Origin of the sequence: Paraburkholderia dipogonis, assembly GCF_046027395.1 — a bacterium.
GTDB classification, from domain to species: domain Bacteria; phylum Pseudomonadota; class Gammaproteobacteria; order Burkholderiales; family Burkholderiaceae; genus Paraburkholderia; species Paraburkholderia dipogonis_A.
This window is the reverse complement of record NZ_JAQQEG010000063.1, coordinates 1-26,149: the sequence shown is the minus strand read 5'-3', so window position 1 is coordinate 26,149 and position 26,149 is coordinate 1. Positions and strand designations below refer to the sequence as shown.

26 protein-coding genes are annotated in these 26,149 nt (G+C 62.7%); 19 read left to right on the top strand and 7 right to left on the bottom strand.

Annotated features, from left to right (window positions below):
* Positions 1–195 precede the first annotated feature (195 nt).
* From rpmH to yidC, 4 genes are all read left to right on the top strand, one after another.
* Complete coding sequence (rpmH, locus tag PQR32_RS39030) at positions 196–330, top strand: 50S ribosomal protein L34 (RefSeq protein ID WP_004198824.1); 135 nt, start codon at positions 196–198, stop codon at positions 328–330.
* 14 nt (positions 331–344) lie between these two features.
* The gene (gene rnpA, locus PQR32_RS39025; protein ID WP_408240274.1) at positions 345–842 is read left to right on the top strand and encodes a ribonuclease P protein component; all 498 of its coding nucleotides are present in this window, start codon (positions 345–347) and stop codon (positions 840–842) included.
* Positions 843–948: 106 nt separating this feature from the next.
* Positions 949–1,179 carry a membrane protein insertion efficiency factor YidD gene (gene yidD, locus PQR32_RS39020; protein WP_007180115.1) on the top strand — a complete coding sequence of 77 codons (231 nt, stop codon included), beginning with the start codon at positions 949–951 and terminating at the stop codon, positions 1,177–1,179.
* 30 nt (positions 1,180–1,209) lie between these two features.
* A complete protein-coding gene (gene yidC, locus PQR32_RS39015) occupies positions 1,210–2,868 on the top strand; it encodes a membrane protein insertase YidC (RefSeq protein ID WP_408240271.1) in 1,659 nt (552 codons plus the stop codon).
* Positions 2,869–3,003: 135 nt separating this feature from the next.
* On the opposite strand, the gene PQR32_RS39010 is transcribed toward yidC, so the two are convergent.
* Positions 3,004–3,411, bottom strand: a complete 408-nt coding sequence (locus tag PQR32_RS39010; protein ID WP_012434886.1) for a transcriptional regulator — start codon at positions 3,409–3,411, stop codon at positions 3,004–3,006.
* Positions 3,412–3,863: 452 nt separating this feature from the next.
* The gene (locus PQR32_RS39005) at positions 3,864–4,280 is read right to left on the bottom strand and encodes a transcriptional regulator (protein WP_408240268.1); all 417 of its coding nucleotides are present in this window, start codon (positions 4,278–4,280) and stop codon (positions 3,864–3,866) included.
* Positions 4,281–4,648: 368 nt separating this feature from the next.
* Here PQR32_RS39005 and mnmE point away from each other — a divergent pair, with 368 nt between their 5' ends.
* From mnmE to PQR32_RS38990, 3 genes are all read left to right on the top strand, one after another.
* Complete coding sequence (gene mnmE / locus PQR32_RS39000) at positions 4,649–6,043, top strand: tRNA uridine-5-carboxymethylaminomethyl(34) synthesis GTPase MnmE (RefSeq protein ID WP_408240265.1); 1,395 nt, start codon at positions 4,649–4,651, stop codon at positions 6,041–6,043.
* A gap of 175 nt (positions 6,044–6,218) precedes the next feature.
* Positions 6,219–7,433: a tyrosine-type recombinase/integrase gene (locus PQR32_RS38995; RefSeq protein WP_408240262.1), complete on the top strand. Its 1,215-nt coding sequence runs from the start codon at positions 6,219–6,221 to the stop codon at positions 7,431–7,433.
* Positions 7,434–7,666: 233 nt separating this feature from the next.
* Positions 7,667–7,828: a hypothetical protein gene (locus PQR32_RS38990; RefSeq protein ID WP_012434883.1), complete on the top strand. Its 162-nt coding sequence runs from the start codon at positions 7,667–7,669 to the stop codon at positions 7,826–7,828.
* Positions 7,829–7,916: 88 nt separating this feature from the next.
* On the opposite strand, the gene PQR32_RS38985 is transcribed toward PQR32_RS38990, so the two are convergent.
* Positions 7,917–8,243 (bottom strand): ecotin precursor, encoded by a 327-nt coding sequence (locus PQR32_RS38985; protein ID WP_408240259.1) that lies wholly within the window; start codon positions 8,241–8,243, stop codon positions 7,917–7,919.
* A 428-nt stretch (positions 8,244–8,671) separates the two neighbouring features.
* Between PQR32_RS38985 and PQR32_RS38980 the strand changes: the two genes are divergently transcribed.
* From PQR32_RS38980 to PQR32_RS38950, 7 genes are all read left to right on the top strand, one after another.
* On the top strand, positions 8,672–10,297 hold the full coding sequence (locus PQR32_RS38980; RefSeq protein ID WP_408240256.1) for a methyl-accepting chemotaxis protein: 1,626 nt from the start codon (positions 8,672–8,674) through the stop codon (positions 10,295–10,297).
* 64 nt (positions 10,298–10,361) lie between these two features.
* Positions 10,362–10,826, top strand: coding sequence for a chemotaxis protein CheW (locus PQR32_RS38975; RefSeq protein ID WP_408240253.1), 465 nt, complete (start codon positions 10,362–10,364; stop codon positions 10,824–10,826).
* Positions 10,823–12,232 (top strand): CheR family methyltransferase, encoded by a 1,410-nt coding sequence (locus PQR32_RS38970; RefSeq protein ID WP_408240250.1) that lies wholly within the window; start codon positions 10,823–10,825, stop codon positions 12,230–12,232. The genes PQR32_RS38975 and PQR32_RS38970 overlap by 4 nt, the downstream gene beginning before the upstream one ends.
* The gene (locus PQR32_RS38965; protein WP_408240247.1) at positions 12,225–12,908 is read left to right on the top strand and encodes a chemotaxis protein CheW; all 684 of its coding nucleotides are present in this window, start codon (positions 12,225–12,227) and stop codon (positions 12,906–12,908) included. Before PQR32_RS38970 ends, PQR32_RS38965 begins: the two co-directional genes overlap by 8 nt.
* On the top strand, positions 12,905–15,337 hold the full coding sequence (locus tag PQR32_RS38960) for a hybrid sensor histidine kinase/response regulator (protein ID WP_408240244.1): 2,433 nt from the start codon (positions 12,905–12,907) through the stop codon (positions 15,335–15,337). Before PQR32_RS38965 ends, PQR32_RS38960 begins: the two co-directional genes overlap by 4 nt.
* Before the next feature lie 17 nt (positions 15,338–15,354).
* Entirely contained in the window at positions 15,355–16,371 is a 1,017-nt protein-coding gene (locus PQR32_RS38955; RefSeq protein ID WP_408240241.1) for a chemotaxis response regulator protein-glutamate methylesterase, read from the top strand.
* Between the two features lie 60 nt (positions 16,372–16,431).
* Positions 16,432–17,520, top strand: a complete 1,089-nt coding sequence (locus tag PQR32_RS38950) for a diguanylate cyclase (protein ID WP_408240238.1) — start codon at positions 16,432–16,434, stop codon at positions 17,518–17,520.
* A gap of 119 nt (positions 17,521–17,639) precedes the next feature.
* On the opposite strand, the gene mdeB is transcribed toward PQR32_RS38950, so the two are convergent.
* A complete protein-coding gene (gene mdeB / locus PQR32_RS38945; RefSeq protein ID WP_408240235.1) occupies positions 17,640–20,378 on the bottom strand; it encodes an alpha-ketoglutarate dehydrogenase in 2,739 nt (912 codons plus the stop codon).
* A gap of 152 nt (positions 20,379–20,530) precedes the next feature.
* Here mdeB and PQR32_RS38940 point away from each other — a divergent pair, with 152 nt between their 5' ends.
* A complete protein-coding gene (locus PQR32_RS38940) occupies positions 20,531–21,058 on the top strand; it encodes an Lrp/AsnC family transcriptional regulator (protein WP_408240232.1) in 528 nt (175 codons plus the stop codon).
* Between the two features lie 22 nt (positions 21,059–21,080).
* On the opposite strand, the gene PQR32_RS38935 is transcribed toward PQR32_RS38940, so the two are convergent.
* A complete protein-coding gene (locus tag PQR32_RS38935) occupies positions 21,081–21,893 on the bottom strand; it encodes an SDR family NAD(P)-dependent oxidoreductase (protein ID WP_408240229.1) in 813 nt (270 codons plus the stop codon).
* Positions 21,894–22,071: 178 nt separating this feature from the next.
* Between PQR32_RS38935 and PQR32_RS38930 the strand changes: the two genes are divergently transcribed.
* Positions 22,072–23,007 carry a GlxA family transcriptional regulator gene (locus tag PQR32_RS38930; protein WP_408240226.1) on the top strand — a complete coding sequence of 312 codons (936 nt, stop codon included), beginning with the start codon at positions 22,072–22,074 and terminating at the stop codon, positions 23,005–23,007.
* Positions 23,008–23,075: 68 nt separating this feature from the next.
* Entirely contained in the window at positions 23,076–23,501 is a 426-nt protein-coding gene (locus tag PQR32_RS38925; RefSeq protein WP_106284957.1) for an HIT family protein, read from the top strand.
* Positions 23,502–23,745: 244 nt separating this feature from the next.
* Here PQR32_RS38925 and PQR32_RS38920 read toward each other — a convergent pair whose 3' ends face one another.
* Positions 23,746–23,955 (bottom strand): hypothetical protein, encoded by a 210-nt coding sequence (locus tag PQR32_RS38920; RefSeq protein ID WP_408240223.1) that lies wholly within the window; start codon positions 23,953–23,955, stop codon positions 23,746–23,748.
* Between the two features lie 95 nt (positions 23,956–24,050).
* Positions 24,051–24,230 carry a hypothetical protein gene (locus tag PQR32_RS38915; RefSeq protein WP_408240294.1) on the bottom strand — a complete coding sequence of 60 codons (180 nt, stop codon included), beginning with the start codon at positions 24,228–24,230 and terminating at the stop codon, positions 24,051–24,053.
* Positions 24,231–24,514: 284 nt separating this feature from the next.
* Between PQR32_RS38915 and speG the strand changes: the two genes are divergently transcribed.
* A complete protein-coding gene (gene speG / locus PQR32_RS38910) occupies positions 24,515–25,057 on the top strand; it encodes a spermidine N1-acetyltransferase (RefSeq protein ID WP_408240220.1) in 543 nt (180 codons plus the stop codon).
* 454 nt (positions 25,058–25,511) lie between these two features.
* On the top strand, positions 25,512–25,850 hold the full coding sequence (gene sap1 / locus PQR32_RS38905) for a surface attachment protein Sap1 (RefSeq protein WP_310813441.1): 339 nt from the start codon (positions 25,512–25,514) through the stop codon (positions 25,848–25,850).
* Positions 25,851–26,149 lie beyond the last annotated feature (299 nt).

Here is a 26,149-nt window from a genome sequence, read left to right as displayed (position 1 = left end):
AGTTATCCACAGGGACGGATCACCAGGCGAACTGCTCGCGGGACGCGGCCGAACCAGGCTAAACTATTGACGGTCAACGAAAAACCGGTTTAAATAGCGGGTTCCGCGAAAACCAATTCTGTAAACGCCCGGCCATTGCCGCTTCAGCGATGATCGTGCGGTTAATTTTCGATCAGTCGATCAAGTGAGAGCAACATGAAACGTACTTACCAACCTTCCGTTACCCGTCGCAAGCGCACCCACGGCTTCCGCGTTCGCATGAAGACCGCAGGTGGCCGCAAGGTCATCAACGCACGTCGCGCGAAGGGCCGCAAGCGCCTCGCCATCTAAGGCAGGCGAGCGGATTGCGCGCACTGTGTGTGCCAAGCGAGGCCAGCGGTAAGGCGGGAACGGCTGAGGCGCAGCAACTGGGCTCGGTTCCGTTGCGAGCGCAAGCCGCCTTCCCCAAAGCCGCAAGGCTGCTGAAAACGGATGAATTTTCATCCGTTTTTCGTTTGCGCCCGTGGCGCCGCACCCCGCACTTCGTGGTGTACGGCCGGCCCACCGGCAACGAAGCTCGCTTAGGCCTCGTGATCGGCAAAAAGTATGCGCCGCGCGCGGCCACGCGTAATCTGGTACGTCGAATCGCGCGTGAAGCCTTCCGGCTGCGTCGCGCGGAATTCGGCGGTTGGGATGTGCTGCTGCGTTTGCACACGCGCTTCGACAAGAAGGCTTTGCCGAGCGCCTCGTCGCCGCCGTTGAGGGCGCTGTGCCGCAGCGAAATCGAGGCGTTGCTCGACAAGGCAGCGCGCGAAGTGACCCGTCGCCAGGCGCCGCCCGCGGAAGCGCCCAAGACGGAATGACGCTCAAGTGACCGCCCGCTTTACAGTTCAGGCCGCTCCGGCAGCCGGGCTGCGCGGGCGTCGCCCGGTACTCCACGTTGCGCGGCGCCGTCCGGCCGCACCAGCCATGCAAACGGTACTCATCGCTTTACTGCGTTTCTACAAGGTTGCCGTCAGCCCAATGCTCGGCAACCGGTGCCGTTTTTACCCTTCCTGCTCTGATTACGCGCGCGAAGCAATCCAGTATCATGGCGCCGCGCGCGGGACTTATCTCGCCGCCAGGCGTATTTGCCGCTGCCACCCGTTTTCCGCGGGCGGCATCGATCTCGTCCCGCCTCCCACTTCTGAAAAGCGCTGACGCGCCGTTCCATCGACACTGAGACAACGCATGGATATCAAACGCACCGTCCTATGGGTCATCTTTTTCATGTCAGCGGTCATGCTGTTCGACAACTGGCAACGCGACCACGGACGCCCGTCGATGTTCTTCCCGAGCGCCACGCCGACCAAGACCGTCGGTAGCGCCGCACCGGGAACCACGACGCCGGGAACCCAGCCCGCCGATCTGCCGGCCACGAACGCAGCCGCACCGGGCAACGCGCCGGCGGCCACGCAATCGCAACTGGTCAAGTTCAATACCGACGTCTATAGCGGCGAGATCGACACTCGCGGCGGCACGCTGTCGAAGCTGTCGCTCGTCAAGCAGGGCGACGGCAAGCAGCCGGATCTCGTCATCACGCTGTTCGACCGCACCGCGAACCACACGTATCTGGCGCGCACGGGCCTGCTCGGCGGCGATTTCCCGAATCACAATGACATCTACACGCCGCTGCCGAATCAGCAACACGACCTGACGGGCGACGAAAAGTCGTTCCAGCTCAGCTTCGAGTCGCCGGTGAAGGGTGGTGTGAAGGTCATCAAGACCTACACGTTCACGCGTGGCAGTTATGTGATCGGCGTCGACACGAAGATCCAGAACGTCGGCACCACGCCGGTGAGCCCGTCGGTCTATATGGAACTGGTGCGTGACGATCAGCCGGTGGAAACGCCGCGCTTCTCGCATACGTTCATCGGGCCTGCTGTCTACACCGACCAGCATCACTTCCAGAAGATGACGTTCGGCGACGTCGACAAGAACAAGCAGGATTACGCGACCTCGGCCGACAACGGCTGGATCGCGATGGTCCAGCATTACTTTGCGTCGGCCTGGATTCCGCAGCAGGGCGTGAAGCGCGACATTTACGTCGAGAAGATCGATCCGGCGTTGTATCGCGTCGGCGTGAAGCAGCCGGTGCCGACCATCGCCCCGGGTCAAACTGTCGACGTCTCCGCACGCCTGTTCGCCGGTCCGGAAGAAGAGCGCATGCTCGAAGGCATCGCGCCGGGTCTGGAACTGGTGAAGGATTACGGCTGGGTGACGATCATCGCGAAGCCGCTGTTCTGGCTGCTCGAGAAGATCCACAGCTATGTCGGCAACTGGGGCTGGTCGATCGTGCTGCTCACGCTGCTGATCAAGGCCGTGTTCTTCCCGCTGTCGGCCGCGAGCTACAAGTCGATGGCGCGCATGAAGGCGATCACGCCGCGCATGCAAGCGTTGCGCGAACGCTTCAAGGGCGATCCGCAGAAGATGAACTCGGCGCTGATGGAGCTGTACAAGACCGAGAAGGTCAATCCGTTCGGCGGCTGTCTGCCGGTCGTGATTCAGATTCCGGTGTTCATCTCACTGTACTGGGTGCTGCTGTCGTCGGTGGAAATGCGCGGCGCGCCGTGGATTCTGTGGATTCACGATCTGTCGCAACAGGATCCGTTCTTCATTCTGCCGGTGCTGATGGCCGTCTCGATGTTCCTGCAGACCAAGCTGAACCCGACGCCGCCGGATCCGGTTCAAGCCAAGATGATGATGTTCATGCCGATCGCGTTCTCGGTCATGTTCTTCTTCTTCCCGGCCGGTCTGGTGCTGTACTACGTCGTGAACAACGTGCTGTCGATCGCCCAGCAGTACTACATCACGCGCATGATGGGTCAGGCGAAGGCCAAGGCGGCTTGATGATGTTTTGCCTGAGGTGGGCGGCAACGCCCGCTCTCTCCTGAAGCTCTGATAGCAGCAATAGAAAAGCCGCCCGGTTCGCACCGGGCGGCTTTTTTTCATGCTCGCGGCAAAACGCGCCACGCGATGCCGCCGTTACTCCTCTTCCGCGTCTTCGCCGTAAAAGCGCACGATCATCTCTTCGACCAGAAAGCGGTCTTTCGGCGTGAGCGATTCGATCTTGGAAGCGAGCTCGATCGTTTCGGCCGACGGCGGATATTTCTCGCCACGCGCCAGCGGCCTCGCGTTCACGCCCGGCGACGGTCCGTAGTGCAGCCAATGCTCCTTGACGTTCAACCATTCGGCTAACGTACGCAATTTATCGGGCTTGGGAATCGTCGTACCAGATAACCACTTATGAGCGGTTTGCGGCGTGACCTCTCGCTCCCCTCGATAGCGAAGGTTGAATTGCTCGGCGAGCTTGGTCCCGCCGCGAATCTTGAGCGGCTCCAGCAGGTCCTTCAGCCGTTTGGCGAAGGCGGCTTTTTCTTTGTTGGTCGGCATGAGCCGGATTGTGCAATTCAACATCCAACCAGTTGACAACCGGGCAAGTTTAGTTTTAGCGTATTTGAGATAAATTTAGCTTGCAGGCCCCGCCGAACAAAGCGCCTGCCGAATTTGTCATTTTTTGGTGTTTTCCTTGTGTGGTGGGCCTACTCGTAGTCTGAGGTTCCTACAGTGCCCTATTTTTTCGCAAGACGTGCGGTAGCAATCCTAGCTTGCTTGAGATAAATCCGAATCGCCTATAGAAATGACCGGCATGCATCCCATCAGACGGCGACGCGGTATTCACCTGTCTCCACGATCGCGTCTTCCCGTGCAACGTTGACTTCGATCGAGGGGCGCAGGCGTCCCAATGTTAAGTAGACACGAGCCGGCAGTACCGAGTCCGGTGGACGCTAAGTCTCTGATCGCCGAAAGCATTGGCGACATTTGGCTTGCACGGCGCACCTTCGCTAACCTTCTTCAGCATTTTGACTGGCAACGCGGACGGTCACCTCCTGGAACCCAGCGCGGTCCTCCAGGTTTATTGTCAATATCAGCGCGCCCGTTTTCGGAACCCACTCGATTGTCTCGGCAGAAAGCGGATAATTCTCGCCGCGCGCGAGCGGCTTTGTCTTCAGACTCGGCGACGGTCCGTAAGCTAGCAAATGCTCATCCACGTCTAGCAATTTGGCTAACGTGCGCATGTTGTCTGGACGTGGCATCGTCTTTCCGCCTAGCCACTTGTATATGGCCTGATCCGCGACCTGTTCGCCAGTGTGGAGGAGATTGAATCTTCTACAGAGTTCAGCCCCGTTGGGAATATCGCGCAGTTTCATCGAGCGCTTCAATCGTTCGGCAAACGCGGCTTTCATTTGTTTGGTCGTCATGCGTCGGATTGTGCAATCACCCGAGCCGTTACTTCTCAACCAATTAGGCTAATAATTAACTTATTTTAGATAGCTTTTAGCTTGGACCAGCGTCAGACGTGGCATGCCGCAATTTTCGGGATTACGCGTTTTTTTCCTTTTTTTACAGGCTAATAGCCGTCCAACGACCTTGGGCAGTCGTGGTTATTCTTAAGGAAACGCAGCACAATTTAGCTTTTGTGAGATAAATCTGAAAATTAGCTACGGGCGGTCAATGCGGCGCCGCCGTCGTGCCGCCGATCAGCCTTCACAAGCGCCCGCGTTACAATGCCTCGCGCCGCGCTGACCGACGCCGCCCTGCCCTCCTCTCCGTTTTTGCCACGCTTTCTATGCTCACCACCGATTCCGATCCGATCGTCGCCATTGCCACCGCGCCAGGCCGTGGGGGGATCGGTGTCGTGCGGATTTCGTTCGGCCGCGCGGGAGAGGCAGCCGCCCAGCCGCTGATGCAGGCGCTCACCGGGCAGACGCTCGCGCCGCGCCACGCCAGCTACGTCCCATTTCTCGACGCCAGCGGCAACGCGCTCGATCGCGGCATCGCGATGTACTTTCCGGCACCGCATTCCTATACCGGCGAGCACGTACTCGAACTGCAAGGCCACGGCGGTCCGGTGGTGCTGCAACTCGTCCTGCAGCGTTGCATCGATGCCGGCCGCGCGTTCGGCCTGCGCCTGGCCGAACCGGGCGAATTCACGCGCCGCGCCTTTCTCAACGACAAGCTGGATCTGGCGCAAGCCGAAGCCGTCGCCGATCTGATCGAGGCCAGCACCGAGGCTGCCGCGCGCTCGGCGGGCCGCTCGCTCGACGGCGCGTTTTCGCGGGACATTCACGCGCTGGTCGAAGACGTAATCACGCTGCGCATGCTGGTCGAAGCGACGCTCGACTTCCCCGAGGAAGAGATCGACTTCCTCGAAGCCGCCGACGCCCGCGGCAAGCTCGCGCGCATTCGCGAGCGTCTGGCGCACGTGCTGAGCGAAGCGCGGCAAGGCGCGTTGTTGCGCGAAGGGCTCTCGGTGGTGCTGGCCGGGCAGCCGAACGTCGGCAAATCGTCGCTGCTGAATGCGCTGGCCGGCGCCGAGTTGGCCATCGTCACGCCGATCGCCGGCACGACGCGCGACAAGGTCGCGCAGACGATTCAGATCGAAGGCATTCCGCTGCACGTGATCGACACAGCCGGCCTGCGCGATACCGACGACGAAGTCGAAAAGATCGGCATTGCGCGCACGTGGAGCGAAATCGAGCGCGCGGATGTGGTGCTGCATCTGCTCGATGCGCGCGCCGGCATGACGGCCGAAGACGAGGCGATCGCCGGACGCTTTCCGGGCGGTGTGCCGGTGGTGCGCGTGTTGAACAAGACGGACCTGACCGGCCTCGCGCCGGCGACGCAAGCGCTCGATGCGGATCTCGATCTCAGCGAAGTGCGGCTGTCGGCGAAACAGGGCGACGGCGTTGCGCTGTTGCGCGATGAGTTGCTGCGGATTGCCGGCTGGCAAGCGGGCGCGGAAAGCGTGTACCTGGCGCGCGAGCGGCATCTGATTGCACTGCGCGCCGCGGAAGAGCATCTGGCGACCGCGGCGGCGCATGCCGATCAGAACTCACAGGCGCTTGATTTGTTCGCTGAGGAACTGCGGCTCGCGCAGGATCAGTTGAATTCGATCACTGGAGAATTCAGTTCGGATGACCTGCTCGGAGTGATTTTTAGCAGGTTCTGTATAGGGAAGTAAGCGAGGGTCGGCGGCCGACCTCTGAAGTCATATCGGTAAAGTCTTTCTGTGTAATTCAAAGCGCAGATTTACGGGCGCGGAGTTCCGCCTTGTTGACCCAAAAATCGCCAAATCTTTGGTACACAGCCGCCATCCAGTTTAAAATCGCCGCTGTCCGCCTATCAGCGATCCCAGCATGCCCCGCTTAGCCGTCCCCCTCACCGAAGCCCAGATCCGCGCGCTCGAACCGCGCGCCACCCGCTATTGCGTCGCTGATGGCAACGGCCTCGTCATCGAAGTCATGACGACCGGCACCAAGATCTGGCGCTTCCGCTACACGCTGAACGGCAAGCGTCAGCCGCTCGCCACGATCGGCGACTACCGGATGATCTCGCTGCGTGTCGCGCGGGCCAAGGCGCAAAAGTATGCGGAGATGGTCGCGCAGGGCATCTCGCCGGTCGCCACGGCGCGGCGAGACCGCGGCGCGGAAAGCAAAGCCGATGTCCTTCGCGAAGCCGCCGAGCTTTATCTCGCCACGGAAATGGCGGGCAAATCAGAGGAATACCGACGCACCACGCGTCGCGCGCTCGACAAAGATGTTTTACCCGCCATCGGCCACATGCCGATCAAAGCGGTCACCGCCGACGACATCGTCGCGATATGCGACAGCATCAAAAGCCGTGGTTCGCCGAAAATGGCGCTCCATACGCGCAATGTGGTCAAGCGTCTCTACGAGTATCTGATCGCGCGTCAACTCGCGGCCAGCAACCCGGCCGAGGTCGTGCCGGCGCGCTCCATTGCCACATTCGACAGCCGCACGCGCGTGCTCTCGGGCGACGAGATCGGCACCATGTTTCGCTCGATCGACGCATCGAGCATTCGCCGGCCTCTGAAACTGGCGCTACACCTGCTGGTGCTGACGATGGTGCGCAAATCGGACCTGGTCGAATCGACGTGGGCCGAATTCAATCTGGACAGAGCGTCGTGGACGATACCCGCTGCGCGTCTGAGAAAAGACCGCGATCAGCGCGTACCGCTTTCGCAGCAGGCGGTCTCGATGCTTCGCGAGCTTTACGACGCCAGGGCCAGCCGACACTTCGTATTCCCGAGCGTCAGAGGCGACGATCGGCCGATCGCCAAAAGTACGCTGAATCAGGCGGTCAAGGCACTCGGCCTCGACGTGGAGCATTTCGTCCTGCATGACTTCCGGCGTACAGCAGCAGCGCATCTGCGCGAGATCGCGAAGCCGTCAGACGCGCTCGATCAGAACACAGCGGATATGCCCGAGCGCATCAAGCAAGGCGCGAGCGCGGAAAATGCGGCGGAAAAGCGTCGGGTTATGCAGCAATGGGCGGATTTCGTGGATGCACAGATCGAAGCAGCCCGAAAGGCGCCGACCAGCGCGCGCTGAACGAACAACTGGGCCGCCCAGCCTTCAAATCAAGCGATTCCGATGGTACACAAAACCCATCCAGCCTTAATCAACTTGTTGTTTTAAAATAAAAAATAAAATTTCTCATTAGGTTTCAAAGGTGAGAAATACGCCAGAACCAAGCACTCTCCACAATCGCATCACGCGGACCTTTTCTCCCGCGTTTCATCGCCTAAACTGAAGGGTGGACGCAACTCGATACGGAGGCTCCCATGTCTGAATCGTTGATCGCTTATTTGCTGGGGCCTGCTGTCATGCTGCTGGTCGGCGTTGCTATCTGGGCCGCGTCCCACTACCACCAGAAGACAAAACCGCAAAGACTCGAGCGCTGGCTCGACACGCACTATGCAGAGTGGCTGCATCACAGGCACTGAGTCGCGCATTGAAATGAAAAGGCCGTCGCGTAACACGACGGCCTTTTTGCCTGTGGCGCGTGCAACGATGCGCGCGCTGCGCGATTGATTACCAACCCGGCTGCGGTTGCGGATATCCGTATTGCGCTGGCGGCGGCGGCGCACCGCACGCCACATAGGCACGCTGGTATGTGTCATAGCAGTATCCCGGCGGCGCTTGCGCATAGACCGGCGCGGGCTGATACGCCGGCTGCGCATACACAGGCTGCTGGTAGGCCACCACCGGCGCTGGATTCAGCGCGGAGGTCACCACCGCCCCGAGCACGGCGCCGCCGATCAGCGCACCGACGACGTCGCCTCCATTACCATGCGCCGACGCTTGGCCCGCCACGCTCAGACTTCCCACCATCATCAACGCCACTGCGATCTTTTTCATGTTTGACTCCCCGCCGTTCAGGCATGGAACAGATTGTCGCTGGCGCGCGCCGAAATAGATGCTGCAAGTGGTAACGGGACATTACCCATGTAACGCGGCGCGCGGAGTTGCATGGCAACGCTCGCCCGGAGAAAGGAAGGCCGCGAACGAGCGCTCGGCCACCGCAGCGCAGACCTTTTTCCCACGCGGGAAAAAAGGCCGTATCGAGTTCCAGTTGATGGCAAAGGCCGCGCAATCACTCGCGCCAGCGCCGCCATCCAATCCAGCGTGATACCCGCTCCCCCATTCCCCCGATCAATGTAAAATCCGCCGCATAACCTGTCGGATAAATCCGACAACCCGCAAGGCTTCCCGGCCCGTCGATCGCAGGATCGGACCACATCGACAACACGGCTCGAGTCGCAGCGAAAAAAGTAAGGGGCGTGCGCGTGAAACAATGGACCATCCGGCAACGGATTCTGTGCAGCTTCGGGATCGTGCTGATCGTGATGCTGGCAATGGCAATCGTCACCTTCGAGCAGCTGGGCGGCATCGACCGCGATGCGAAGAGCCAGCAGCAGGACTCGATGCCCGGCCTCTACTACGCGACCGCGATGCGCGCGGCCTGGTTCGAGAACTACACCGTCACGCAGCGCCTCATCTATGTCGACGCGGACCCCGACTCCGTCAAGCGCGACACAAATCGTTTGCAAGACACCGAGCAAACGCTGCAGAAGCTCCTCGGCGACTACGGCGCGACCATCTTCCGCGACGCCGATCGTGAGTTCTTCAACGACTTCCGCCAGCAACACACACAGTACCTGCCGATCCAGGCATCGCTGCTGAACGCCCTGCCGAGTTCGAAAGAAAACGCCGTGCGTATCTTCAACACGCAACTCACGCCGATCTGGGAAGCGGGCCGTCTCTCGGCGCGCAAGCTGGTCGAAACCAACAAGGTCGACGCCGACAAAGCCGCTGAAAGTATCCGCAGCTCGGTCGAAGCGACCCGCATCGTGCTGCTCGTGATGCTGCTGATCGCCGCCGTCGTCGCCGTGCTCGCCGGTTACTGGCTGTTGCGCGCCGTCACCACGCCGATGGCCAAGGTGCTGCGCGTTGTCGACGTGATGCGCACGGGCGACCTGACGCAACGCCTGCAGCTGAATCGCGCGGACGAAATCGGCGCGCTCGAAGCAGGCTTCAACCGCATGACGGACGAACTCACCGCGCTGGTCGGTCAGGCGCAGAAGTCAGCGGTACAGGTGACGACATCGGTGACGGAAATCGCCGCGACCTCGCGCGAACAGCAAGCCACCGCGAACGAAACCGCCGCCACCACCACCGAGATAGGCGCGACGTCGCGTGAAATCTTCGCGACCTCGCGTGATCTGCTGCGCACCATGAATGAAGTGTCGGAAGTGGCGGGCCAGTCGGCCGCGCTCGCGGGCACGGGTCACGCCGGTCTCGCGCGCATGGAAGAAACCATGCGCCTCGTGATGGAAGCGGCCGGCTCGGTCAACGCGAAGCTCGCGATCCTCAACGAGAAGGCCAGCAACATCAACCAGGTCGTCGCCACCATCACCAAGGTCGCGGACCAGACCAACCTGCTCTCGCTGAACGCGGCGATTGAAGCAGAAAAGGCCGGCGAATACGGCCGCGGCTTCGCGGTCGTGGCAACGGAGATCCGCCGCCTCGCCGATCAAACCGCCGTGGCGACCTACGACATCGAACAGATGGTCAAGGAAATCCAGTCCGCAGTGGCCGCCGGCGTGATGGGCATGGACAAGTTCTCCGAAGAGGTGCGGCGCGGCATGCTCGACGTGCAGAACGTCGGCGGCCATCTCACGCAGATCATCCAGCAGGTGCAGCAGCTCGCGCCGCGCTTCTCGATGGTCAACGAAGGCATGCAGACGCAAGCCACCGGCGCAGAGCAGATCACCCAGGCGCTGACGCAACTCTCGGAGGCCGCGCAGCAGACGGCGGAGTCGCTGCGCCAGTCGACTCAGGCGATCGACGATCTGACACACGTCGCCAACAGTCTGCGCACCGGCGTGTCGCGCTTCAAGGTGACGGCCTGACGCGCCACGGCGCGCTGATCGAAGCCGACACCCGCACGCCCTTCCACCGCCCACGCACACGCCGATGCTCTTCATCCTCTTCACGCTCGATACCGAACGGTACGTGATCGACGCGACGCAAGTGGAGCGTCTGATGCCGCTCACGCCGCAGTCGCCGCCGAAGACGATCCCCGGCGCGCCGTCGTGGGTGGCGGGCGTGCTCGATCACGAAGGCGCGCCGCTGCCGCTGATCGATCTGCCGGCGCTCGCGCTCGGCCGTCCCGCCGCGCAACTGATGTCGACGCGCATCGTGCTGGTGCGCTATCCGCATGCAGGCACGACGCGTTTGCTCGCGCTGCTGCTCGAAGGCGCGACGCGCACTATTCGACTGGACGTGGCGGCGTTTCGGGATGCCGGTCTCGACATGCCGCACGCGCGTTATCTCGGCCCGGTCGCGAGCGAAGCGGGAGGCCTCGTGCAGTGGATTCGCGTCGAACATCTGTTGCCCGACGACGTCAAAGCGCTCCTCTTCCCCGAGGCGCACGCATGAACGCGCATCACGACAACGCACCGCTCTATCGGCGCTTCGCCGAGCTGTTGCATCGGACCATCGGGCTCGATGCGGCATCGCTCGGCCATGGCGCGATCGAGCGCGCGGTCGATCAGCGCGCGGCAGCGTGGTGCGCGGACGGTCACGCCGAAGCCACGCTCACCGACTATTGGGAAGCCGCGCAATGTTCACCTTCGATGGTGCAGGCGCTGATCGAAACGGTCGTCGTGCCGGAGACGTGGTTCTATCGCGACGCCGATGCGTTCAAGGCACTCGCGCGGCTCGCGCATGAGCGTCTCGCCGAGCGCGGCACCGCACTCCCGCTGCGCGTCCTGAGTCTGCCTTGCTCGACCGGCGAAGAACCGTACACGATCGCGATGACGCTGCTCGACTCAGGCATCGACGCCGCGCAGTTGCGCATCGACGCAATGGATATCAGCGAGCGTTCGCTTGCCGTCGCGCAGCGTGCCGTCTATGGACGCAATTCGTTTCGCGGCAATGCGTTTCCGTTTCGCGACGCGCATTTCACGCGCACTGAGGACGGCTGGCGTCTCGCGCCGCGCATCGTCGAAGCGGTGCGTTTTTCACGCGCCAATCTGATGCAACTCGAGGCGTCGACGCTTGGCGTCTACGACTTCGTATTCTGTCGCAACGTGCTGATTTACTTCGACCGCGACGCGCAGCAAAAAGCCTTACAGGCGCTCAATAGCGTGCTCGCCGAAAACGGCACGCTGTTCGTCGGCCCCGCGGAAACCGGGCTGCTGATGCGCTACGGCATGCAGTCCGCAAAGATCCCGCTGGCATTCGCATTTCATCGCGGCGCACCCGATGAGCCGCAGTTGAACGGCTGGCACACTGCGCCCCTCGCCACTGCCGCCGCGCTCGCAATGACGCGTTCACAGATGCCGGCGCTTGCTCCGCCACACGTGTTTTCCGCGCAGCCCTTCGCATGGCCTGATCCGGTTGCGCGCACGCCGTTCGATGGTGTGACGCAGTTCACGCCGCTTGACAGCGTCGCGCCGCACATGCGCGAGACATCGATGGCCGCCCCGCTGCCGGCGCACAACCCACCGTCGCCGCCGACCAACGCGGCACGCGACACATTGCAAGCCGCGCACGCGCTCGCCGACGCCGGCCGCCTCGCGGAAGCCGCCACGGCAATCAACGCCCTTCTGCAACACCACGCCCCGCACGCCGATGCGTTTTATCTGCTCGGCGTCGTGGCCGATGCCAACGGTGATGCGAATCTCGCACGCAGCCAATATCGCAAGGCGCTGTATCTCGACCCTCAGCACGCGGAAGCGCTCGCGCATCTCGCGACCTTGCTCGAACTCGAGGGCGACCGCGACGGCGCGCGCCTGTTGATGCGACGCGCGTCGCGTGCACAGGGAGCGCAACGTGGCTGACGCGCAGACCGTGAGCTTCGACGATTGCTGGAATCGCATCGGCGTGCGCGGCGATTCGTCGTGCGAGCGTCTTGTCGAGTACGTGCGCTGCCTGAATTGCCCGGTGTTCGAAACGGCCGCGGCCAAGCTGCTGGAGCGGCCGATTCCCTTGGTGGATCTCTCGCAGCACGACGTGCGCGCGCGGGCGCAACCGCAGCAGAATGTGCAGGGCGCAAGCGAATCGTTCCTCGTCTTTCGCATCGGCGACGAATGGCTGGCGCTGCCCACGCCGATCTTCAAACGCATCGTGCAGACGCGGCCGATTCATACGTTGCCGCATCGGCAGCACCGCGCGGTGCTGGGCGTGGTGAATGTGCAGGGCGAGTTGCTGGTGTGCCTGTCGCTCGCGCATCTACTCGGCTTCGAAACCGGCGGCGGCGCCGTACGTGACGATCGCGCGCGTCAGGATCTGCCGCGTTTGCTCGTCGTCTCGCGCGCCGAAGAACACGCGGTGTTCCCGGTGGATCAGGTCGACGGCGTGCACCGCATCGCAACGGCCAGCTTTTGCCCGCCGCCCGCCACGCTCTCGCAAGCGGCGGCCGCGCATACGCGTGCAGTCGCTCCGTGGCGCGGCATGAGCGTCGGCCTGCTCGATGCCGACGCGCTCTTCGACACCTTGAACCGGAGTCTCGGATGACGGACGACCCACGCCGCCCGTCGCTGATCGATCTGTTCCGCGAAGAAGCGCGGACGCAGGCACGCGTGCTCAACGACGGCCTGCTCGCGCTCGACCGCGCGCCGCGCGACGCTGGCGCGCTCGAAGCGTGCATGCGGGCCGCGCATTCGTTGAAGGGCGCGGCTCGCATTGTCGGCGTGCAGGTCGGTGTCGAACTCGCGCATGCCATGGAGGATTGCTTCGTCGCCGCGCAGGACGGGCGTGCGTTGCTCGACGCGGCCTGGATCGACGAGCTGCTGCGCGGGGTGGATATCGTCGCGCGCATCGGCAATGATGAAGACGAGTCGGCGCGCGACGCGGTCGGCACGTGTGTGGCGTCGTTGCAGGCGCGTATGGCGGGTGTGGTGCCCCATGGCGCCGCGGTGCGGCGGGATGTGCCGCCATCGGCAGCCGCGCCGTTCGAACCCGCGCGCAGCATTGCCGCTGAACCGCCAACGGCCTCGGTCGCCTCGATACCTTCGGGCTCAAGTTCGGGCGCAGGCGCGGACGCAGACCCGGAAGCCGCATTCAACCTGCTGGCCGATGCGCTGCGCGCCGAAGCGACGCCAGCCTCCATCTCGCCACCGCCCGCGCCGGACAGTACGCCTGCCACGAGACCCGCATCGACCAGCGCTAACGACACAAGCACCGCGACCACCGAACCCGGCCGCATGCTCCGCGTACGCGCCGACAACCTCGACCGCCTGCTGTCTTTGTCAGGCGAATCGCTGGTCGAATCACGCTGGCTAAAACCCTTCGCGCAATCGATGCTGCGCGTAAAGCGCGTCCAACGCGACAGCACCCGCGTGCTGGATCAACTGCACGAGACGCTCGCCGACCTCAAGCTCGATCCGCGCGCCCATGCCGCGCTCGAAGAAGTGCGCCGCCTCACTGCCGAATCGCAGCATCTGCTGGCCGAGCGTCTCGCCGATCTGGAGAGCTTCGACCGCCGTTCGACGCATCTGTCGCAGCAACTCTACGACGCCGCCCTGCAATGCCGCATGCGCCCATTCGGCGACGGCACCGGCGGACTCGCGCGGATGGTGCGCGACGTCGCGCGTTCGCTCGGCAAGAAGGTGCGCTGGCAGTTGGTCGGCGAATCGACTCAGGTGGACCGCGACATTCTCGATCTGCTCGAGGCGCCGCTCGGCCATATGTTGCGCAACGCGCTCGACCACGGCATCGAAACACCCGCCGTGCGGCTCGCGCGCGGCAAGCCGGAAGAAGGCACGCTCACGCTCGACGCGCGTCACACGGCCGGTGCGCTGCTCATCACCGTTTCCGACGACGGCGCGGGCATCGATCTCGACGCCCTGCGCGCGTCGATCGTGCGCAAGAAGCTCGCGAGCGAGGAAACGGCCGCGCGTCTCTCCGAAGCCGAACTGCTCGAATTCCTGTTCCTGCCGGGCTTCTCGCTACGCGATCAGGTGACCGAGGTCTCGGGTCGCGGCGTCGGACTCGACGCGGTGCACGACGTCGTCAAACGCGTGCGCGGCACCGTGCGAATCACGCATGAACCCGGCTTCGGCACGCGCGTGCAGTTGCAGTTACCTCTGACGCTCTCGGTGATCCGCAGCCTGTTGATCGAAGTCGCGGGCGAGCCGTACGCGGTGCCGCTCGCGCATGTGAACCGCACACTGCACGTGAGCCGCGCTGAGATCGAATTGCTCGAAGGGCATCAGCACATCGCCTTCTCCGGCCGGCGCATCGGCGTCGTCACTGCGCATCAGATTCTCGACACCGCGCCGCCCGCGGATGAAAGCGGTACCGTCAGCATGATCGTGATCGGCGATGGCCCGCAAACCTACGGCGTGGTGGTCGACCGTTTTCTCGGCGAGCGGATGCTGGTGGTGCAGCCGCTCGATCCGCGCCTCGGCAAGATCCGCAACATCACCGCCGGCGCGCTGATGGAAAACGGCGATCCGGTGCTGATCGCCGACGTCGACGACTGGCTGCGCTCCGTCGAACGGCTCGTGGCGGGCGGCGATCTCAAGCACACGCAACACGGCGCCGCGCACGCGGCGCAGCGCGTCACACGCCGCGTGCTGGTGGTCGACGACTCGCTCACCGTGCGCGAGCTCGAACGCAAGCTGCTGGCCACGCGCGGTTACGACGTGACGATCGCCGTCGACGGCATGGACGGCTGGAACGCCGTGCGCGGTGAGCGCTTCGACCTCGTCATCACCGATATCGACATGCCGCGCATGGACGGCATCGAACTGGTCACGCTCATCAAGCGCGATCCGCAGTTGCAGTCGCTGCCGGTGATGATCGTGTCGTACAAGGATCGTGAAGAGGACCGCCGCGCCGGCCTGAACGCGGGCGCGGACTACTATCTGGCGAAAGGCAGTTTTCATGACGAAGCACTGCTCGATGCGGTGCGTGATCTGATCGGCGAAGCTTACGGTTAAACCTACGGGTAAAACGGATGAAAATCGGAATCGTCAACGACATGCCGCTCGCCGTCGAGGCGCTGCGTCGCGCGCTCGCGGCGCGCCACGACTACGAGGTGCTGTGGATCGCGCAGGACGGCCAGCAGGCGGTCGATTTCTGCACCGCGCAGCGGCCCGACATCGTGCTGATGGATCTGGTGATGCCGAACGTCGACGGCATCGAGGCCACGCGGCGCATCATGGCGCACGCGCCCTGCGCGATCCTGATCGTCACCGTCGACGTGGGCGCGAACGCGTGGCGCGTCTATGAAGCGATGGGCGCGGGCGCGCTCGACGCCGTCGATACACCGTCGCTGAACGGTCCCGATGCGCACAAGAGCATCGCCACGCTGATCGCGAAGATCGACCGCATCGCGGCGCTCGTCAAGGAACGCAACGCGCCCGGCGCGGCGGCCGCGTCGTCGCCCGCCTGCGTGACGAACCGTGACACGCCGCTGGTGGCGATCGGCGCATCGGCGGGCGGACCGGCTGCGCTTGCCACTCTGCTCGCCGGGCTGCCGAAGGATTTTGCTGCTGCCATCGTCATCGTGCAGCACGTCGACGCGGCGTTCGCCGCCGGCATGGCGGACTGGCTGAACCAGCAATCAGCCTTGCCGGTGCGGATCGCCCGCGAAGGCGACCGGCCGCAAGCGGGCGTCGCATTGCTCGCCGCCACCGACGATCATCTGCATCTGAAATTGCCCAACGTGCTCGGCTACACGCGCGTGCCGGAAGAGACGCCTTACCGCCCTTCCGTCGACGTGTTTTTTCACAGCGTGGTGGCGCGCTGGCCGGCGCGCGCCTTCGGCGTGCTGCTGACCGGCATGGGCCGCGACGGCGCGATCGGACTCAAGGCGATGCGCACCAAGGGCTATCACACGATCGCGCAGGACGAGACGACCAGCGCCGTGTATGGCATGCCGAAAGCGGCCGCGGCGCTCAACGCCGCCGCCGCGATTCTGCCGTTGCCGCGCATCGCTGCCGCGCTCGCGACGGCGGTCAACGCACGCTAGCCGCGCACTCGCCGCCTATGAGCCGCTTCGATACACTCACATTCATTCTGGCTGAACAACATGGACACTCCTGAACCGCATCAGAACGCCGCCGCGCAGGATGTCGCGTCGGACGCGGTGGACGCCCCCAATCTCGCGATCGATGACGCCTTGGCGCGCATCCTCGGCAATCCGCCCGCGGCCGAGTGCCCGATCATGGTGTTGCTGGTCGATGACCAGGCGATCATCGCCGAGGCGATTCGCCAGGCGCTGGCCGACGAAGCGAGCGTCGACTTTCACTACTGTGCGTCGCCTGAAGAGGCGCTGCGCTGCGCCGCGGAAACGCGCGCGACGGTGATCCTTCAGGACCTCGTGATGCCGGGCACGGACGGTCTCACCCTCGTGCGCCAATACCGGCAGAATCCGGCGACGCGCGACATTCCAATCATCGTGTTGTCGACCAAGGAAGAGCCGCTCGTGAAAAGCGCGGCCTTCGCCGCCGGCGCCAACGATTATCTGGTGAAGCTGCCGGACCGCATCGAGTTGATCGCGCGCATCCGCTATCACTCGCGCTCGTATCTGAACCTGATTCAACGCGACGAAGCGTATAAGGCGCTGCGGCAATCGCAGCAGCAATTGCTCGCGACAAATCTGGAATTGCAGCGGCTCACGCATTCGGACGGTCTGACGGGCCTGTCGAATCGCCGGTATCTCGATCAATATCTGGCCGCCGAATGGCGTCGCAGCACACGCGACAAGACCGGCCTCGGCTTTCTGATGATCGATGTGGATAACTTCAAGGCGTACAACGATACCTACGGGCACGTCGCCGGCGACGAAGTGCTCAAGCGGGTCGCGCAAACCGTCGAATCGTGCCTTGGACGCTCGGCCGATCTCGCGGCGCGCTTCGGTGGCGAAGAGTTCGCGGTGGTGGTGCCGGGCACGTCGGCGGGCGGCTTGCGTCTGCTCGCGGAAAAGATCCGCATTGCAATCGAAGGGCTGACGATTCCGCATTCGGGCTCCGCGACTGGCGTCGTGACGATCAGCATCGGCGCGGCGACGCTCGTGCCGTCGGCCGCCGAGCCAGTGACGAAGTTGATCGAAGCGGCTGACGTCGGCTTGTATCGTGCGAAGCGGGATGGGAAGAATCAGGTGGCGGTGAGTGACTGATTGTTCGGGATGTGGTGCTACTAACCTGCAATGAAAACGCGCCCTTTTTCTGCAGGGCGCGTTTTCATTTGGCAATAGCAGTAGCAGTGCGTTAGGCGGTTTCTAACGCATGCGCTTTTCTAGCATTGCCAGGATGCTGCGCCGACCGCGGCATCGCCCAGGTACTTGTTGCGCGCTTCGACAAGCACGCTTGTGTCGATTGCGCCCTCGTCGGCCAGCGCCTTCAGCGCGGCGATCACAATCGCCTTGCGGTCCACTTCGAAGAACTCGCGCAACGCCTGGCGCGTATCGCTGCGCCCAAAGCCATCGGTGCCGAGCGTCACGTAGCGGCGCGGCACGTACGCGCGGATCAGTTCTGGCACGGCACGAACATAGTCGGTCGCGGCAATGATGGGGCCTTGCGACGCATCGAGCGCTTGCGTGACATAGGGCGCGCCGGTCGCTTCGCCAAGACGCGCGAGCCGTTCCGCCGCCATGCCGTCACGCTGCAACTCGGTGAAGCTCGTCACGCTCCATACGGCGGCGTCGATCTGCCAGTCGTCCTTCAACATCTGCTGAGCCGCAATCACTTCACCGAGAATCGCACCCGCGCCGAGCAATTGCACCTGAGCTTGCGTGCTTTCCTGCTCCTGAGCTTGCGCCGCCAGCGGATAGATGCCCTTGAGAATCCCTTCGCGCACCGCCTGCAAGTCGCCGCCAGGCACAGAAGGCTGCGCGTAGTTCTCGTTCATCACCGTGACGTAATAGAACACGTCGCGCTGTTGCTCGACCATCTCGCGCATGCCCTCATCGACGATCGCTGCAACCTCATAAGCGAACGCCGGGTCGTAAGCGCGGCAGTTCGGAATCGTCGATGCCGCCAGATGGCTCGAGCCGTCCTGATGCTGCAGGCCCTCGCCGCCGAGCGTCGTCTTGCCCGAGGTCGCGCCGATCAGGAAACCGCGCGCACGTTGATCCGCCGCAGCCCAGATCAGATCGCCGATGCGCTGGAAGCCGAACATCGAGTAGTAGATGTAGAACGGCAGCATCGGCAGATCGTGCACGCTGTACGACGTCGCCGCCGCGATCCATGACGACACGGCGCCCGCTTCCGAAATGCCCTCTTCCAGGATCTGGCCTTTTGTATCCTCGCGGTAGTACAGCATCGAGCCGAGATCTTCCGGCTCATACAACTGCCCAAGCGGCGAATAAATGCCGACCTGGCGGAACATGTTCGCCATGCCGAAGGTGCGCGCCTCGTCGGCGACGATCGGCACCACGCGCGGGCCGACTTCGCGGTCCTTTAGCAGCGCGGTCAGCATGCGGACGAGCGCCATCGTCGTGGACATCTCGCGGCCACTCGAATCCAGCGCGAATTGCCCCCAGGAGGACACCGGCGGGACGATCAGCCCCTTCGATGCAACTTTCCGCCTTCTGGGCAGATAGCCTCCGAGAGCCGCCCGGCGTGCATGCAGGTATTGCATTTCCGGGCTGTCTTCCGCGGGTTTGTAAAACTTCACCTGTTCGACGTCCTCGTCCGTGAGCGGCAGGCGGAAGCGATCGCGGAACGCCTTGAGGTCGTCGAAGCCCAACTTCTTTTGCTGATGCGTGGTCATGCGGCCCTGGCCCGAAGTGCCCATGCCGAAGCCCTTCATCGTCTTCGCGAGGATCACCGTCGGCTGGCCGCGATGGTCGAGCGCCTTCGCGTAGGCCGCGTGCAGTTTGCGCACGTCGTGGCCGCCCCGGCGCAGGCGATCGATGTCGTCATCGCTCAGTTGCGCGGCGAGCGCGGCAAGCTCCGGGTTCTGGCCGAAGAAGCGTTCGCGGTTGTAGGCGCCGTCGTTGGCCGAGAAGGTCTGGAACTGGCCGTCGACGGTCTGCGCGAACGCGCGCAGCAACGCGCCGGTGCGATCACGCGAAAACAGCGCGTCCCAGTCCGAGCCCCACACCACCTTGATCACATTCCAGCCGGCGCCGATGAAATGCGCTTCGAGTTCGTCAATGATGCGGCCATTGCTGCGCACCGGACCGTCAAGCCGCTGCAGATTGCAGTTGATCACGAACACGAGGTTACCGAGCCCTTCGCGCGCGGCCAGCGAGAGCGCGCCGGTCGATTCCGGCTCGTCCATTTCGCCGTCGCCGAAAAAGCCCCACACCTTGCGGCCTTCCGTTTGCACGAGACCGCGATTGGCCAGGTAGCGCATGAAACGCGCTTGATAAATCGCGTTGATCGGGCCGATGCCCATCGAGCCGGTCGGGAACTGCCAGAAGTCCGGCATCAGCCACGGATGCGGATACGAACACAAGCCCGGACCGCCGATCTCGCGGCGATAGTGCTGGAGGTTTTCCTCTGAGAGAAACCCTTCGAGGTAAGCCCGCGCATACACGCCCGGTGACGAATGCGGCTGGAAGTACACGAGGTCGCCCGTGCCCTCTTCGCCGCCAGGCGCGGCCGCGCGAAAGAAATGGTTGAAGCCGACCTCGAACAGATCCGCCGCCGACGCATAACTCGCGATATGGCCGCCGAGTTCGCCGTAGGCCTGGTTCGCGCGCACCACCATCGCGAGCGCATTCCAGCGCAGCGCCGCAGCGAGACGTTCTTCGAGTTCGAGATTGCCCGGATAGCGCGGCTGTTGCTCGAACGGGATCGTGTTCTGGTACGGCGTGACGTTGGTGCGCGCGGACTCGACACCCAGCGACAGCGCATGGCCCGCGAGTTTGTCGAACAGGAACTGCGCGCGATCGCGGCCGACATGCGCGACCACCGCGTCGAGCGCTTCCAGCCACTCGGCGGTTTCCTGCGGATCGGTATCTTCCCGCTCCGCACCTTGGACATTCAAGGACCGCAACTGCTCGCTACCGCTGGACAAATCCGTCATGGCACCACTCCCGCATCGACGCGTTCGGTTCAAGATCGAGTGAGTCAATGGTAAGCGTGCGCCCACAAAATGAGCATCTCATTTGCCTGCAATCGCGCTTCAGGATAGGCTATTTATTCTGGATTTCGCCTCCACCACGGAATATTTCATCTATGACCACGCCACCCAGACGGCTCGACCGCATCGACATCGGCATCCTCAGCCAGCTGCAGCAGAACGCGCGCATCACCAATGCGGATCTCGCGCGCTCGGTGAACCTGTCGCCCACGCCGTGCTTCAACCGCGTGCGGGCGCTCGAAAAGCTCGGTCTGTTCAAGCAGCAGGTCACGTTGCTGAATCCGGAGCCGCTCGGGCTGCGCATCAACGTGTTCATTCAGGTGAGTCTGGAAAAGCAGGTGGAAGACGCGCTGCTGCGCTTCGAGCAGGCGATCTCGGCGCGCCCCGAGGTGATGGAGTGCTATCTGATGACGGGCGACGCCGACTATCTGCTGCGCGTGGTGATGCCGGATATGCAGACGCTGGAGCGCTTCATCGTCGATCATCTGACGAAGATTCCGGGCATCTCCAATATCCGTTCGAGCTTTGCGCTCAAGCAGGTGCGCTACAAGACGGCGCTGCCGCTGCCGTCGTCGGGATTGACGCTGGTCGATCCGGACGACGTGTCGACTGACTGGCGCTAAGGCGCTTTCAGGCCGCGCGGCTTTATGCCGTTGCAGCGCCGCGCGTGTAGCGTGCGGCTGGCAGCTTGTGCGACAGGTTCGGCTGCAGGTGCTGGCGCGCGCTGTTGAAGCGCTCCCAGTCCGCCGCGTCCGGCAACGACGGAATCGTCACCAGTTCGCCCTGGTCGAGGCCGGCGAGCGCGGCGTCCACCATGTCTTCGGCGGTCATCACGATCTGCTGCGGCAGATGTTCGACCGCGAGGCCAGCGTGGTCCCAGAATGCCGTGCTGGTCGCGCCTGGCAACACAGCCTGCAATTGCACGCCCTTGCCACCCACTTCGTGATGCACCGACTGCGTCAGGTTGAGCACGTAGGCCTTGGTGCCGCTGTACGTGCCGTTCAATAGTTCCGGCGACAGCGCGACAATCGACGAAATATTGATCACGATGCCGTTGCCCCGCTCCACCAGGCCCGGCACGACCGCCGCCGTCAGGCGCGTGAGCGCGGTCACGTTCAGGTCGATCATTTTTTCGAGCTCGTCCACGTTCGAATCGATGAGGGAGGCCGTCGCGCCGACGCCCGCATTGTTGACCAGCATCGTGATGCCACGGTCCGCGCGCAGCCGTTCTTCGATGCGGCGCACGTCGGCCTTGACGGTAAGGTCCGCGCCGATCGTCTCGACATGGCGGCCGGTTTCCGTCGTCAGACGATCGGCCAGACTGTTCAGCCGTTCGACGTCGCGCGCCACCAGAATCAGGTCGTAGCCACGCCGCGCGAGGCGGTCCGCATACACCGCGCCGATACCCGACGATGCGCCCGTCACCAATGCCGTTCCTTTGCTTGCTTGCGTTGCCATTTGAATCTCTCCTTGCGGGCGTCGCGCGTTGTGCCTCTGCCCTGTCAGATGAATGGGAAAACCCGGAAACCTCCGCCGCCGCGCCGTTTTTTGGCGGCATTGCGGTGTTGACGAGGCAAGTCTAGGCGCGTAGTCTGTTGTCTCAAATGTCGTATTTACCTCGTTTTGGGACATCGCAATGAAACACGTCGGCGTGGTGGTTTTTCCCGGCTTTCAGATCCTCGATATGGTGGCGGTCTCGATCTTCGAGCTGGCCAACCTGGAGGCCGGCCAGCCTGAGTACGACGTGAAAGTCATTTCCGAGCATGGCGGCATGGTGCGCAGCTCGGCGGGCGTCGAGATCGCCACCGGGCCGTTCGGCGATCCGGCGTACGACACCGTGGTGGTCACCGGCGCGATGCAGATCGCTCCGTCGTCGCCGGGATTGCTGGCGTTTCTGAACGAGGCGCTGGTCGCCTCGCGACGCACGACCAGCATCTGTACCGGCGCGTTCGTGCTGGCCGAGGCTGGGATTCTTGACGGCCGCCACGCCACGACCCACTGGATTCACGCCCGCGATCTGCAGCGGCGCTTTCCTCAGACCCGCGTGGACGAGGACCGCATTTTTATCGTCGACGGATCGGTGTGGACATCGGCCGGCATGACCGCGTGTATTGATCTGTGTCTGGCGCTCGTTGAAAACGATCTCGGTGTGGAAGCGTCGCGCGCGATCGCCAAGAAGCTCGTTGTGTACCACCGCCGTACCGGCGGCCAGTCGCAGTTCTCGGCCATGCTGGACCTGGAGCCGAAATCCGACCGCATCCAGAACGCGCTGTCGTACGCCAAAAGCCATCTGCGCGAACCGTTGACGGTCGAACAACTCGCCGACGTCGCGCATCTCAGCCCGCGCCAGTTCAGCCGCGCGTTTCGCGACGAAACCCGTCAATCGCCCGCCAAAGCCATCGAGGCATTGCGCGTCGAGGCTGCGCGCGCCATGCTGGAAGCGGGCCGTCATTCCATGGAGGCGGTGGCCGCGGAAACCGGCTTCATCGATACCGAACGAATGCGGCGCGCCTTTCTGCGCGCGTTCGGTCAGCCGCCGCAGGCGATCAAACGCGCAGCGCGCGTGCTGTAACACAGGTGATGGACAATGTCGGCAACAGCGCTTTACCCGATATGACCTTCCACGATGAGAGGAACGCGATGAACTACGACGACAGCAATCCCTTCGCAAGGATTCTGCGTGGCGAACTACCCTGCATCAAGGTGGCCGAAACCGATGCCGCCCTCGCCTTCATGGACCTGATGCCGCAAGCCGACGGCCATCTGCTGGTGGTGCCGAAGGAAGCCGCCGCAGAGATTTTCGAGTTGTCGGATGCGTCGACGGTGGCGTGCATGCGCATGACGCAGAAGCTCGCGATTGCGGTGCGCGCGGCGCTGCGGCCGGACGGCGTGTTCATCGGACAATTCAACGGCGCGGCGGCGGGACAAACGGTGCCGCATGTGCATTTTCACGTGATCCCGCGCTGGGAGGGCCAGCCGCTGCGCATGCATGCGCGCGATGTCGCCGACGCGGACACGCTCGAAGCGCTCGCCAAGCGGATTCGCTCGCACTGGCGCGCCGACTGAGGCGGCGACTGGCTCAGTCCTACGGGCGGTCATGCGCCGTAACATGTGTAAAGGCTGCTGAAACCAGCGGTGTGCGCCGTACGACTAGACTGCTACTTGCCTTGTAGCCACAAGGCATTGAGTGTGGATCTCTTTTTAGCCTGCCCGAAACGGGCAGGCTTTTTTATTGGCGCGCTTTCGGATTACCTCGCCGCGGCGCTTGCGGCACGCGTTAAAAAACCCGCGCGCGGCGGGTTTCATTTCATTACCGATGGTACGGTGCCGGCCCGTGATGCGGCGGTGGACGACGATGATGATGATGGTGATGCGGCACCGGCACGCGGTGGCAACGGTTCACCAGACGCCCATGCACCCACACGCGCTTGCACACCACACGCGAATGCGCCTCGGCAGCCGTCGGCACGAAGGCGACGGCGGTCGCCGCCAGCAGCATCAATGACACCAATTTGCGCACGAATCCTCCTGTTCAATCGGCCGCCATTTTAAGACGGCAGGTGGATTCGTGCAGTGCAGCACGCCGGTGACCGATCGGCTAGCAGATGCAACGCGTCACAGACGATCCCGCGGACGGCGCAGCGGATGTCGCCAGTCGATGCGGCGCGGTCTCACATGCATGGGTCGCATGTCGTGCAGGTGCCGGTGTTCCTGCCACAATTCGTCGGAGAAAAGAAATGCGACGATGAGCAACGGAATGACCAGAAAAACGCCCAATATCAAGTGCTCGATCACGGTGGCCTCCGATCGCAGGAGCATGATTTCATTGTAGAGCACCGCGCGTACCCGTACCGTGCCGGGCGCCTCACAATCGCCACGATCGAGCCAGACACAGGCCTGCGACAACGCGACGCCCTTTGCTCGCCTGGCCCGCATGCCGCCTGGCTTCTAGCAAGAAAGTGCCGTGTGGGCGCGAGAGCTTGCAAGAACTCCCCGCACCGCGCCCTGACTAACTGGAAAGCGCGTGAGGCTGCATCGAACGCGCGCATTCAAACCAAAGAATTCTCAAGGGGAATCCAATGACGACCGAACGCAGCAGCGAACTCACCCTGCGCCCGCTCGAGCGCACCGATCTGCGCTTCGTCCATGAAGTGAACAACAACGCGAAAATCATGCGTTACTGGTTCGAGGAGCCGTACGAAACCTTCTCGGAACTGACCCAACTTTACGACCAGCACGTGCACGACCTGCGCGAACGGCGCTTCGTGGCGATCGACAACGAGGGGCAGACCGTCGGCGTGGTCGAGTTGATCGAACTGGACTATATCCATCGACGCGGCGAGTTTCAGATCATCATTGCGCCGCACGCGCAAGGCCGCGGCTTCGCGACGCTCGCCACCCAGCTCGCAACGGACTATGCGTTTTCAGTGCTGAACCTGCGCAAAGTCTATTTGATCGTCGACAAGTCGAATACGGCGGCGATCCACGTCTACGAAAAATGCGGTTTCAGGCACGAAGCCGAGCTGATCGAGGAATTTTTCGGCAACGGCAGCTATCACAACGCCTTGCGTATGTGCATGTTCCAGTCTGAGTTCTTCGAGGCCAATCGACGCGTCGATTGACGCTGCGAATGCGCCTGGCGCTGCCGGGTGGCAGGTGCCGCGCGCCCTGCTTTTTACACCTGGCACCTTTTATCTTCTGCAAACACACCGTTATTTCGTGATTTCGCTTTAGTCGGTTGAATGACTTTGTGTGCATTGCACCAAATGCACAGATTAAATGTAGCAAATCACTTAATTGGTGCTTCTCGTTTACGCCAATGCGCGCCGCAAAGCTTTACTGGTTAAAGCGGCGTGCCCTGCCCGTCTTTCAGTTATCCCCAGCAATCGTGACCATTTAAGCCGTTGCCCAACGATTAAGCATGTGCGGCGGGCGCTGCGACAATTCGCCGCTGTTGCGACCGCACACAAGATGTGCTTGTCGTTCTCTCGCATTCTCCTAAAGTGCAAGATGCGGGTTCAACGTTAAAGTTAAATACATAGCTAACCTGAGTATCCACCCGCACCGGAGGAAAATATGAAAATGCGATTCGCCCTTGTTTTCGCCATTGCGGGATTGGCTGCCGCCACTGTTCAGGCGCAAGACGTCATGATCAAGCCGCAGCAAACCATCCAGTTCAAGGCCAATGCATATGGCTGCTTGTCGAAGGATAAACTCGACGCCGCCGACCAGCATGCGCAAGCCGGTGAACAGCAGAAAATGCAGGAATTCTTCTCCGGATATCAATGTGTTTCGACACCGGAGAACTCGAGTTTCCGCGTCGTCCGCGTGGTCGGTCACGACGTCGAATTCGTGAATTCGGGTAATAGCGATACGCAAGGCCTCTGGGCAAACGATCGATTCATCAAGCAATAAGCTGAACGCTGATATTCCGGCGAAAACGCCGGAGTATGATTTTGCGCGCGCGTGCGTCCGTCCTCTGACTTAATAAGCCGGAGGTGGTGAACCTCTGAGTTAAAAATCGGCTGGGCATAAAAATGCCCGGCCGATTTTATTTGCACGCGTTAGCTTCACTTTGAAACGGACAGAAAAAAGGCCGATGCGGATCGTTTGAATCCGCATCGGCAGTACGCCTTCTCGCAAAGCGCAGGGAACAACCGTTAGCTCATGACGTGCCGATCAGTACCGATCAATGGGAATCGCGTGGCACCGGA